The organism is Desulfobulbaceae bacterium, assembly GCA_015231515.1.
Taxonomy (GTDB): Bacteria; Desulfobacterota; Desulfobulbia; order Desulfobulbales; family VMSU01; genus JADGBM01.
Genome location: JADGBM010000085.1, coordinates 1 through 12,759, shown reverse-complemented (window position 1 = coordinate 12,759; position 12,759 = coordinate 1). Strand labels below are relative to the sequence as shown.

Sequence of the window (12,759 nt, the reverse complement as noted above, 5' to 3'; positions counted from 1 at the left end):
GGAATTGCTGCCCGGTGCAGCACTTTGTTGGGCCTAACCCTTCTTGTCTGCGACTACAAGCATTTCAAAATCCTCGGTGGTCAATCTATCATTCCTGGAGTAAGCCCCAAGTTTTGCGCCAAAGATTTCGATCGTCATATAACCAAGCGACTTCAAGAGCCACGAAATCTCACTGGGGACATAATAACGTTCGTTGCACGTGAGTTCTTTCCTATTTCCTGAATCGTCTTCGATAGCAGTGATGTTGTGATCCCGAAATGTCATAAGATTGAAGGTGTTGCTTCTATACGTGGCGTTGCCTTTCTTACCTGCATCAGCGCAGAACAGTTCCACTGAATGGTAAAGTGGAAATAGCCCGTTCAAAGTGGTGAATATCAACTTCCCGTCTTTCTTTAGGGCTTGGGAGGCAGCCCTAAGAATCTCGAAATTCATTTCATCAGTTTCCATCAACGGGAACCCGCCTTCACAGAGCATAATCGCCAAATCAAATTCGTCTCTGAACGGAAGGTTTCTGGCGTCTTGCTTCTGGAAGTTGATCGTCAGTCCCGCCTCCTTGGCTTTTTCCATTGCCCTTATTAGCTGTGATTCGGACAGATCAACGCCAATCAGGCTATATCCTCGTTTTGCCAATTCGATCGAATGCCGACCGGTGCCACAGCCAATATCGATGATCCTTAGAGCTTTGTTCCGCTCTATTTCCTGTTCGATAAAATCGCATTCGCCGGCAGTACCTTGGACAAAACATTCCTGGTCATATTTATTCGCGTAATTGTCAAACAACGACTCGTACCACTGTTTCATAGGATACTTTACCTCTCTTTTCTGGAAGCCCAACATTGTCAATAAGTGGAAATTTTCCATGCTATTGGCCGTAATATATTACGAAATTTTCCATATATTGTGATATATATCCTGCAAAGTGGAAAATACTTTCCACTTATTCCGATATTAGTGCTCCAAGGTGGAAAGCTACCTGTTTTTCGCACCGATTCTGCCATAAGGCAATCGATGAGCTGCTCCCCCAGTACTCTCTCTTATTACTTGCTTGTCCCCAAACATTCAAACCTCTCTTGAGGTCACGGTGTGTGAGCGACGGGCCGATGGTACTGATAGGGCACGATGAGAACTGCAAAAAGCTATTGTTTTCCCGTCACACAAAACCGACTATTGCCCAATATTTTAATGTTGTCAACAGGAATGCAATAAATAATCTGATTAGCGCTAATCTTTAGCTGAACACAAAAGTGTCATTCCCGGAGAGTGCTTCTAATAGGGTATTCAGCTTCTAACTGGCCGAAATCATGGATCCCCGAATGTCGTTATCGGGGATCCAGGAGTTTTACCACCATTTTTGGAGAAGTTACGTACGGCAATCTTTTTGCCGTTTTGGGTACTAATCCAGTCTAGGCAGTTCCAGACTGCTGCGAAAGTTGCGTAGTTGAACTTTTGATGCTCGGTATAACTACCCTTGCTAACTCTATAGAATTTTCTTTCTACCAACAGTTTCATTAAAATCTCCACTCCCATGCTGCTTCGCTCGTCACTCCCGGCAATTTCCAGGAAACGCGCCAGGTCTATTTCAGAATCCTTGACATCTATTCCTTTTATAAAATTCAGTATCCGGGCTGTGGTAAACAGGGTGAAAAGGTCTTCTCTGCTGCACTCATCGGTTGGGTGTGCCATTGCAGTTGAACGGGATCTAAAAATATCCGCTTCAGCCATTTCCGGAAACAGTGAGGCAATCTCTGTGCCCGGGGTTAGGTAAAATATCGACACCCCGATCAGCACCGGCAAACGAGCCAGGAAGGCCATGGTTTTTGCCATGCTGGCAAGCGTCTCTTCCGGCAAGCCAATTATCTGGTGTACCTCCAGTTCAAAACCAAGTGCAAAGGCATCCTCTATCACTTTTTCCAAATCTCTCGCCGTGTGCGGCCGATTGACAGCGGTCAGAATGCTCTGATCGGCACTCACCAGGGCCAGATTAAGCCGGGAAAACCCTGCTTTCTTCATCTCGTCCAGTATCTCCCAATCAAGATTTTTATATGAAATACCATTCATGGCCAGCAGTGATATCGGCCTGTTGACGAAAGTATCTTGAATAGATCGGCAGAGATTTAGAATATGTTTTCTGTCAAGGGTGAGATTGTCATCTTCAAAGTCAAACACCCGGATGCCATCCTGGTAGCGCTGTTCCATCTCCTTGATTATTTGGCCAATGCCCCTTTTCTGGTATGTGCGGCCAAATACCTGATGGACGGAACAAAAGGAGCAACGATGAGGGCAGCCTCTTGAGCTTTGAATAAAGGCAAGCGCCTGGTTTTTATAAAGATATTTTGTTTTGCATAGATCAGAAAAATCCGGGATTGGCAGTGAGTCAAATGCGTAGTTTTTTGTTCTCGGATTAACAACGATAACTCCCCCCTTTTTATAGCCAAGGTTGCCGATCTCTTCGACAGGTTTCCCGTACAGCATACTCTGAACAAGCTCAACGAGTGGTTTTTCACCCTCACCCATGACCACGAAGTCAATAGCCCGATGTCCGAGCATTAAATGCGGTGAGCTGGAAGCCTGCCCGCCGCCAATGACAATCATTGCACTACTTTTTGCTTTGATTGCCTCGGCACACCTGAGCAGCTCCCGTAAGTAGGGTGAAAATAGTGATGAAATGCCGACCAGATCAGGACTCTCTTTCATGACCTCATCAGCTATTTTGTCAAAGGAAAGACCGAAGTGATAGTATTGGTGAAACGAAGAGAACGGCGAAGTGTTGGGTTTTTCGAAATACTCTTTCAGGTACTGCAGTTCTTGCGGAAGAGGTATTGTTTTTCGGCCCCAACCATGATGAAAATCTTTAATTGTCACAGATACATCGGGGCAGTATTTATGCAGTGCTGCTTTCAAGAAACATAGGCCCAAGGGTTGCAGCCTGATGTCGGTGTCATAAAAATCCTGAATAGGTGGTTGTATGAGTAGTACTTTCATTGACGATTAAGGGATGAAGAAGAAGCCAGAGAGGAAACCACTTCGACTACCTGTTTCGTCAGAAATTCAAGCTCACTTCTTGTGATAACAAAGGGCGGCATCAAATAAATAAGCCGGCCAAACGGCCTGACCCACACCCCTCTCCTTACAAACTCCTCCTGAATTTTCGGCAAGTCAACAGAGTTCTTCATTTCCACCACGCCAATTGCCCCCAGCACCCGAACATCACATACCCCGGGCATATCTCTACATGGTGCAAGCCCTTCCTCCAGCCCATTTTCAATTTCACCAATCATTTGTTGAAGGTTATAGGTCAACAGAAGATCAATACTGGCGTTCGCAACTGAACAGGCTAAAGGATTAGCCATAAAGGTAGGGCCATGCATAAATACCCCGTTTTTTCGTCCTATACCATCGCAGACCTTATTGGTTGTCATTGTTGCTGCAAAGCTCATATAACCACCGGTAATTGCCTTACCAAGACAGATAATATCAGGAGTCACTCCGGCATGTTCACAGGCAAACAGTTTTCCTGTGCGCCCAAAACCTGTTGCAATTTCATCAACAATTAGCAACACATCGTACTCATCACATAACTGCCGGATCTGACGAAGATACTCCGGCGCATAGAAACGCATACCACCAGCGCCTTGCACAATAGGCTCAAGAATTACAGCCGCTATTTTTTCATAATTCTTCTCTAAAATATCTTTGAAGTTTTTTATATCAGCCTCATTCCACACACTGTCATATCTACATTTGGGTGCATCGGCAAAATACTGCTTCACAACAATATCGGAAAACAGATGGTGCATGCCTGTTACCGGATCACAAACCGACATGGCCCCAAAGGTATCACCATGATAGCCATTTCTAACTGTAAGCATTCTGTTTTTATTGCATTTCCCAAGTGCTGCCCAATACTGTATGGCCATCTTGATTGCAACTTCCACTGCCACAGAACCACTGTCACTAAAAAACACCTTTTGCAACTTAACCGGCGTAATATCTACAAGTTTTTTGGCGAGTGTAAGCGCCTGCGGATGGGTGATACCGCCAAACATTACATGCGACATCTTGGAGATCTGGTCTTGAAGTGCCTGATTAAGTTTAGGATGGTTGTATCCGTGAATTACGCACCACCAGGAAGCCATGCCATCAATAAGTTCACGCCCATCTGCCAGGAGGAGACGTACCCCTTCTGCGCCAACCACAGGAACGCTGACACCCGGTTTCGAGGGCGAACTATAGGGGTGAAGACAATGCTGTTGATCTATCCGCACCATTTCATCGAAATCCACAAAAACTCCTCAGATAAAAGATAACTTACTTAAACGGCATAAAAAAAGGCAGCACCAATCGGCACCACCTTTTCAAGCTACATCTATATTTTTCGCTATTACTATAGTTATTTAAAGACAACCTTACAGAATCTCCGCTTACCAACCTTGATGAGAATTTCGCCAGTACTACGCACAGTATAATTCTCATCGGTAATTTTAACATCATCAATGGAAACGGCTTTCTGATTGATCATTCTTCTGCCTTCACCTGTGCCATTAACCAACTCTGCATCAACAAGTAACCTCGGAAGCCAGATATCCTCTCCGACGCTAAAAATTTTCTCTGGAATATCGTCTGGGATTCCATGATTTTGAAAAACTCGCTCAAAATTCTGCTCGGCTTTCTCTGCAGCGTCATCTCCGTAGTAACGAGATGTCAGTTCACGAGCAAGTTTTTTCTTAACCTCTTTCGGATGAATCTGACCTGACTCCATATCGTGTTTAAGCTGATCTATCTCTAGTACGGTTAAATCACTGAGCAGATTATAATAACGAAACATCAGGACATCACTGATTGACAGAACCTTGCCATAAATATCATCAGCTGAATCGGTAATTCCAATATAATTACCGAGGGACTTGCTCATCTTATTGACGCCGTCAAGCCCTTCGAGCAAAGGCATGGTAATCACAACCTGCGGCTCCTGCCCTGCAGATTTCTGAAGTTCTCGCCCCATCAGCAGATTAAACAACTGATCAGTACCACCCAGCTCGACATCGGCTTCCAAGGCCACAGAATCATAGCCCTGGACAAGTGGGTACATAAATTCATGAATGCTGATCGGCAGTTGGTTTTCGAAACGCTTCTTAAAATCATCTCTTTCCAGCATACGCGCCACTGTAAGCTGAGAAGCTAATTTTATCATATCATAGGAGGTTAGCTTGCCAAGCCACTCACTATTAAATACAACCTTGGTCTTTTGAGGATCAAGGATTTTGAAAATCTGACCCTTGTAGGTTTCAGCATTATGAGCCACATCTTCACGAGTAAGGGCCTTTCTCGTTTCGGATTTTCCGGTCGGATCACCTATCATCCCGGTAAAATCACCAATCAAAAAAAGAACCTGATGCCCCAGGTCCTGAAAATGTTTTAGCTTTTGAATAAGGACGGTATGCCCAAGATGCAAATCAGGTGCAGTCGGATCAAAACCTGCTTTAATCCTAAGAGGCTTGCCGCTCTCAATTGATTTTGTGAGTTTTTTCTCTAACTCTTCTTTCGATATAAAATCTGAAACCCCGCGTTCTATGAGGGCTATCTGTTCCTTAACTGACTTCACTTTTTTTATTCCTTCCTTACTTTATCCTGCCTCAGGCCGGCTGGAGTTTTCTTATCCTGCCTTTCGTTTACCAACTAACGTTACTTAGCATATTCAACCGAACGTGTTTCTCGAATAACCGTAACCTTGATCTGGCCGGGATAGGTCATATTTTCTTCAATTTTCTGGGCAATATCCTTGCCTAGCATCGTTGTTTCAACATCTTTAACCTTATTGCTGTCGACGATAATCCGAACCTCTCGTCCAGCCTGAATGGCAAACGATTTTTCAACACCTTCAAAGCTGTTAGCCAGCTCTTCCAGGTCTTCCAAGCGTTTGACATACGATTCCAGCATTTCTCGGCGCGCCCCAGGTCGTGCTCCTGATAAGGCATCAGCTGACTGCACCAAAATATCGAGGACACTTTCTGGTTCCAGATCCTCATGATGAGCGCCAATGGCATGGACAATCTCAGGGGCCTCGCCGTATTTCTTAGCAAGATCCCGTCCGATTATGGCATGTGAGCCTTCAACTTCGTGATCAACGGCCTTGCCGATATCATGTAAAAGGCCGGCTCGTTTGGCCTGCTTAACATCCAGGCCAAGCTCAGCTGCCATGATACCACACAGGAAGGCAACCTCTAAAGAGTGCAGCATAACGCTTTGTCCGTAGCTTGTTCGGTATTTCAAACGCCCTAAAAGCATCACAATCTCGCTATGAACACCATGAACACCAACATCAAAAGTTGCCTGTTCACCAGCCTCACGAAGCGTCACATCCATCTCGGCGCTGACTTTCTCGACAATCTCTTCAATTCGTGCCGGATGAATTCGTCCGTCAGAGATTAAACGTTCCATTGATTGTCTGGCAATTTCACGACGAACTGGGTTGAAGCCGGATAAGATAACGGCCTCCGGAGTATCGTCGATAATTATATCTATGCCGGTAGCTGCCTCAATCGCCCTGATATTGCGCCCCTCACGACCAATAATTCGACCTTTCATCTCCTCGTTGGGAAGGGGGACGATCGACACTGTTTTCTCCGCAACATATTCACCAGCATATCGTGACATAGCCAAGGCCAGAATATTTTTTGCTTTTCGATCGGCTGTGATCTTCATCTCATTTTCGATCTTGACTATTTCCTTGGCAGCCTCCATTTTTGCCTGACTGGCAATACTTTCCACCAGTCGTTTCTGCGCTTCTTCACGGGAAATACCTGCGATATTTTCGAGTTTTGTACGCTGTTCGTCGATTAAGGCCTCGGCCTCTTTTCTCCGCTGTATAATTGAATTTTCTTGAACAGAAAATGCCTTTTCATTTTTAAGAAGTTCTGTCTCACGCTTATCGAGCAAATCAATCTTGCTTTCAATTTGTTCAAGTTTCTGACTGAAACGTTTCTCTTCTTTCTTCAGCTCTGAACTGCGCTGCTTGGTCTCCAGTTCAACTTCCTGCTTATACTTGTAAGCTTCGTCTTTGGCTTTTAGCAGGGTATCTTTTTTGATACGATCTGCCTCAGCCAGAGCATCTTCAATAAACTTTTTACCCTGGGCTTCAGCATTTTCTTTACTGGACGCAGACAGGCGTTTTTGAACTAAGATGCCACCAACCAGACCAATGACAATTGCGGCAATTCCGACCAATATAGTTAAAGTCTCCACGATTATTCCTTATAATAAAATTATATATTGATTCGTAAAACACTATCACCTTCAACGAGTGAAGCATTCAACAACTTGTTTTTTTAATACAAAAGCCCAAAGACGCAAATTACGTGATTTATAAAACGGGGGGGAATGGTTTACTTACCTGCTAAACCAAAGGGGTGTGGGAATTAAGAAAGTTATTTTACAACACTCTTTGCGTATTGGAATCTACACAAAAAAAGGCATCTGTAAAAAGATTAAATTACTATTGCAATGTTTAAATACCATCATCATATTCTGTAAAAATGTATACCAAATAATGTCCAACGACTAAATCAAAAAACTCACAGTTTCTGAAAGACAGTTCATGCTTAGCATTGAAAACAGGCCACTATTTGAGTGCAATTATAATAACTTTCAAAACTCAAGGACATAAAAACTGCCCCCCATATATAAAATCAACCTATTCACTTCCCTGATACTAACAGGCCAAAGAGCAAATAGACTGGTTAAAACAATAAAATCCCCCGCCAATGTCGTGTCAACAGTTAATTTGAACCTAACTAAAGTTAGGTGGGCAATACTCATGTCCCTTTCTAAGAATTAGATGCTCAAATTCTATCCGGAGACAGCGGAGGCACCCTCTATATCAGAAACGGCTCATAATTGCTGATGATCACAAACACAGCAGGGGAAACCGGTTACAGTGAAGACTCGATCTGATTCACTATTCTGTCAATCTCATGATTTTCTTGTACCCGAAGTTTCTCTAGATCTCTCTTCAACTTCACGTACTTACCTGCCATGTTCAAGCTTACAAGCACAGCAACTTTGGCAGGCAACATCTTTGCTGATTTTGAATGGTGCTCGATTTGATTTCGAACTAAATCAAGAATTTCCCTGACATCTTCTTCCGGTGCATCGGTATGAAGAGGGTACTCCTGACCCAATACTTCAAATGTAACTAAACGTTCCAAAATAACAGACCTTTACACTCAGTTACCAGAATAATTATGCACTGGCAATATATTTTAGACAATTCGCAAAAACATTAAGTTACGTGGTAGATACATCCAAACACTCACATTTACACAGAGATCTCGTTGACTGTAAAGGAACCAGTCAAACCTAATCCCCAATTTCAAAGAGGGAGGATTCCTTCTTGGGAACTGAATTCGCACCAGCAGTTGATGGTAGCTTTGCCTCCAAAACGGATTCCGGGGTATCTACGTCATAAATACTTTCCCACTCTTCAATTGATTCTATCAAACTTGAAACTCTTGTACTGATATCATTCTGATCACTGGTCACAGCAGAAATTCTGTTTTCCAATTCATCAATTTTCAGCAATTTTTCCTGTAGTTGTGAATTCAAAGAGGAGTTCTCTTTTTTTAATTGGTCTATATTGCCGAGCATTTTCTGAACCACGGTTTCTAGTTTTGATAATGTTTCTTTTTCCATAAGTATATCTCCATAAGTTCTAACAGGTCGTCACTTAATATTTACCAACTGAAGGTATTTATTACAATCAGACAATAAAGCAACGTATTTGATTTATTTATCAGGCTAAATGGTTCCCAGTCGCATAGGTAAATGACTTGACAAGACACCCATCACCAATAGTACGATCGTGTAAGTTCACGAAGGGTTCAATCGTTACACCAGCTCCGATAGTCGTCGCGCCTGACAAATGACAATTACCATATATCAACGTATCTTGGCCAACAGAAACAGAGGGCTCTATGCAGGTAGTTTCAGGATCATACATACTTATTCCTTGAAGCATGAGATCACGGTTGCGACGTTGCTGCAGTATCTTGTGCGCAACCGCCAACTCCACACGAGAATTAACCCCTGTAATTTCAAGGGGATCCCCACATAAAAACTTGGTCACCTGCCTACCCTCATTGCAGGCTATCTGCACAATATCAGTCAAATAGACTTCCCCTTGGGCATTGTCCGTACCGACCTTTTGAAGGGCACCGAATAAAAAATCCAGCTCAACGCAGTAAATGCCGGCATTAACCTCTTGTACCAATCGCTCATCAACTGAGGCATCTTTTTCTTCAACAATTTTCAGAACTGAACCAGAATCATCTGTAATAACTCTACCATAATTTGTCGGGTCCGACAAAATGGTAGTCATCACCGAGAGAGCAGCCCCTTTAGATTCATGTTCAGCAAGCATCGACTTCAAGGTCTCCGCCTTAACGAGAGGTGTATCCCCACACAAAATTAGAACAGTACCTTTTCCTGAGCGGAGATACGGTTGAGCAGAAAGCACAGCATGCCCTGTTCCCAACTGCTCTTTTTGCCTGGCAAATACAACATCGTAATGAGACAGTGACTCTTCCACTCTTTTATGCTGGTGACCAGTAACAACTACGATTTTCTCAAGGGTAATCTGTTGCAACATGTCAATCACATGATTTACCATAGGTGCAAAAAAAACCACGTGTAATACCTTGGCCATATCAGACTTCATTCGAGTTCCCTTGCCGGCGGCAAGCACAACTGCAAAAACATCTCCAGACATTGTCGACTAATCCTTCTTCTGCGCTGCAATCATATTCAAGGCCGAACCGGCCTTAAACCACTCAATCTGCTGTTCGGACATGGAATGATTCACCGGAAACATTTCAGTCGTCCCATCGCTGTGCGTTAGTTCAACAGACAATTGAGTTCCTGGCTTCAGCAGTGTAATACCTTTGATACTGATACGATCATCAAACCTGATTTTGTCATAATCTGCAGGATCAGCAAATGTCATAGGCAATACACCCTGCTTCTTTAAATTCGTCTCATGAATACGGGCAAAGCTTCTGACAATAACAGCCTTTATGCCAAGAAACCTTGGCTCCATGGCAGCATGTTCTCGGCTGGACCCTTCACCATAGTTCTCATCACCGATGGAGACCCAGGACTGTCCCTTGGCTTTATAATCACGAGCTATACTCGATAAGCCTACCTCCTTTTCGCCGGTAAGAACATTGACCCCTTTACCAGCTTCCTGGGCAAACACATTAGCAGCGCCAATAAACATGTTGTCAGAGATGTTATCCAAATGCCCTCGAAAACGAAGCCACGAACCTGCAGGTGAAATATGATCCGTGGTACATTTACCATCAGCTTTAAGCAGGACCACAAGATCCGTAAAATCATAGCCATCCCAGGGCTCAAAAGGCGCAAGCAGTTGTAGTCTATCACTGGCCGGATCAACCTCAACCTGAACCGAATCAGGATTTGTTGATGGTGCCTCATAGGTGTTCTTGCCGGCATCAAAACCATGAACAGGCAAAGACTCAGCAATAGGGGGAGTCAATTTCACTCCATCAATCGTGTCAACACTGGGATCGAAGGTTATCTTACCGGCAATTACCATCGCAGTAACCATTTCAGGACTACCTATAAAAGCAAGGGTTGAAGGATTCCCATCAGCTCTGCTCTTAAAATTGCGATTAAATGACGTAATAATCGAATTTTTTTCATTTGAAGTAAAATCCATTCGTTGCCATTGCCCAATGCAAGGTCCGCAGGCATTAGCCAAGACAACACCTCCGATTGACCGTAAGGGGTCGAGCAGCCCATCTCGCTCAACAGTAGCCCTGATCTGCTCAGAGCCGGGACTAATAAAAAAACGACTCTTGGCTGTCAAACCATTGGCGAGTGCCTGCCTTGCCACATCAGCGGCCTTGCCGATGTCCTCATACGAAGAATTCGTACAACTACCAATCAAGCCGACCTTTAACTCTTCCGGATACCCCTCTTTCGCGGCGTCTTCTTTCATCCTGGAAACAGGGTGAGCAAGATCTGGAGAAAAAGGGCCAACTACATAAGGTTCCAACGTATCAAGGTCAATTTCAATAATCCGATCGTAGTATTGTTCAGGATTATCGTATACCTGGATGTCAGCGGTCAACTGAGCCTTGTACTGGTTAGCCAACTCTGCGAGTTCCTCTCGCTCAGTTGCAATCAAATACTCTGCCATTTTCTGATCATACGGAAAAACCGAATTGGTGGCTCCAAGCTCAGCCCCCATATTTGTTATAGTTGCCTTCCCCGTACAACTCAGAGATGAAACACCAGGCCCAAAATACTCAATTATTTTACCAGTACCACCCTTGACAGTCAAAATATCAAGAAGACGCAAAATTACATCTTTAGGAGCTGCCCAACCCTTGAGACTTCCAGTTAATTTGACCCCGATAACACCGGGCCATGAAAGTTCCCAATCCATGCCGGCCATTACATCGACTGCATCTGCCCCCCCAACCCCAACAGAGATCATGCCAAGACCACCAGCATTAGGAGTATGAGAGTCGGTACCGATTAAAAGGCCGCCTGGAAATGCATAGTTCTCTATAATTATTTGATGAATAATCCCACTGCCGGGGCCCCAGAAGCCGATGCCATACTTACTTGATACTGATCGTAAAAAGGCATACACCTCCTTATTTTTTTCTATCGCGACAGGAAGGTCATTATTGTTGCCCTTTTGGGCGGTAATCAGATGGTCACAATGAACTGTCGAAGGGACAGCAACCTGTTTACAACCCGACTGTACAAACTGTAATAAGGCCATTTGGGCGGTGGCATCCTGCATTGCCACACGATCGGGGTTCAGCATTACATAGGTTTTGTGACGCTCGGGCACCTCAGTAAGATCATGGGCTAGATGTGCCACCAGAATCTTCTCGGATAAGGTCAAAGGTCGGCCAAAAAGCTTACGGGCAGAGTCTTGTTTTGCACCCATCCCCTCATAAACTCTCTTAATCATGTCAAAATCACGAATCATTACTTCCCTCCAAAGACGGCATTTTTCATGGAAATTCAAATTTCTAAATCTAGCAGTAAAGAAAGAGTAAAACAATATAAAATAAACGATTAAATGCGGAACAATACTATTGCCCGTAACGTCCTGCTCACATGTTTTCCTATCTGGTATAAAGTGGAATTACACCTCCAAGAAAGTACACTCTGACAGGCACAAAAAAAAAGGGCTTTATCCTTTTTCAAGGATAAAGCCCTCTAAAATAAATTCGGCAGTGACCTACTCTCCCACACAGTCACCCATGCAGTACCATCGGCGCTAAAGAGCTTAACTTCCGTGTTCGGGATGGGAACGGGTGTGACCTCTTCGCTAAGACCACCGAAAACTTAAATTTTTTCTAAAAATTTAAGTTTCACGGATTGTTGTGTAATCCGTAAAACTTTTTGTGTTTCATGAACCAATCAGATTACATGAAACATGTACTACATATATTGGTTAATTGGTTGATTGGTTAACTCGTTTTCACTAGTTAACATTTTTTCAATTCAACCAGTTAACACATTAAAACATCGATAACTGAATAGTAAGCGTAAGTGTTTAGTTTATTTTTTGCTAATAATATATAAAAAAAGTTATGACCAAGCCGCACGGCTGATTAGTACTAGTTAGCTCCATGTGTTACCACACTTCCACACCTAGCCTATCAACGTCGTAGTCTTCGACGAGCCTTCAGGTGGGTTACCCCACGGGAAATCTTATCT

General features: G+C 43.7%; 9 protein-coding genes and 2 rRNA genes. All 11 read right to left on the bottom strand.

Translation table 11 applies throughout. The features are described 5' to 3' along the window. Positions 1 to 33 precede the first annotated feature (33 nt). A complete protein-coding gene (locus HQK80_12130) occupies positions 34 to 801 on the bottom strand; it encodes a class I SAM-dependent methyltransferase (GenBank protein ID MBF0222952.1) in 768 nt (255 codons plus the stop codon). Between the two features lie 498 nt (positions 802 to 1,299). Beyond that, complete coding sequence (locus HQK80_12125) at positions 1,300 to 2,982, bottom strand: B12-binding domain-containing radical SAM protein (GenBank protein MBF0222951.1); 1,683 nt, start codon at positions 2,980 to 2,982, stop codon at positions 1,300 to 1,302. Further along, entirely contained in the window at positions 2,979 to 4,268 is a 1,290-nt protein-coding gene (gene bioA, locus HQK80_12120) for an adenosylmethionine--8-amino-7-oxononanoate transaminase (protein ID MBF0222950.1), read from the bottom strand. The genes HQK80_12125 and bioA overlap by 4 nt, the downstream gene beginning before the upstream one ends. A gap of 122 nt (positions 4,269 to 4,390) precedes the next feature. Then, entirely contained in the window at positions 4,391 to 5,602 is a 1,212-nt protein-coding gene (locus tag HQK80_12115) for a tyrosine--tRNA ligase (protein ID MBF0222949.1), read from the bottom strand. A gap of 80 nt (positions 5,603 to 5,682) precedes the next feature. Next, positions 5,683 to 7,248 carry a ribonuclease Y gene (gene rny, locus HQK80_12110; protein ID MBF0222948.1) on the bottom strand — a complete coding sequence of 522 codons (1,566 nt, stop codon included), beginning with the start codon at positions 7,246 to 7,248 and terminating at the stop codon, positions 5,683 to 5,685. Between the two features lie 680 nt (positions 7,249 to 7,928). Next, on the bottom strand, positions 7,929 to 8,204 hold the full coding sequence (locus HQK80_12105) for a cell division protein ZapA (protein ID MBF0222947.1): 276 nt from the start codon (positions 8,202 to 8,204) through the stop codon (positions 7,929 to 7,931). A gap of 151 nt (positions 8,205 to 8,355) precedes the next feature. Beyond that, positions 8,356 to 8,688 (bottom strand): cell division protein ZapB, encoded by a 333-nt coding sequence (gene zapB / locus HQK80_12100; GenBank protein MBF0222946.1) that lies wholly within the window; start codon positions 8,686 to 8,688, stop codon positions 8,356 to 8,358. Positions 8,689 to 8,788: 100 nt separating this feature from the next. After that, complete coding sequence (locus HQK80_12095) at positions 8,789 to 9,763, bottom strand: NTP transferase domain-containing protein (protein ID MBF0222945.1); 975 nt, start codon at positions 9,761 to 9,763, stop codon at positions 8,789 to 8,791. Between the two features lie 6 nt (positions 9,764 to 9,769). After that, the gene (locus HQK80_12090; protein ID MBF0222944.1) at positions 9,770 to 12,022 is read right to left on the bottom strand and encodes an aconitate hydratase; all 2,253 of its coding nucleotides are present in this window, start codon (positions 12,020 to 12,022) and stop codon (positions 9,770 to 9,772) included. A gap of 242 nt (positions 12,023 to 12,264) precedes the next feature. Next, positions 12,265 to 12,381, bottom strand: a 5S ribosomal RNA gene (gene rrf, locus HQK80_12085). A 251-nt stretch (positions 12,382 to 12,632) separates the two neighbouring features. Continuing rightward, a 23S ribosomal RNA gene (locus tag HQK80_12080) occupies positions 12,633 to 12,759 on the bottom strand; the annotation flags it as partial.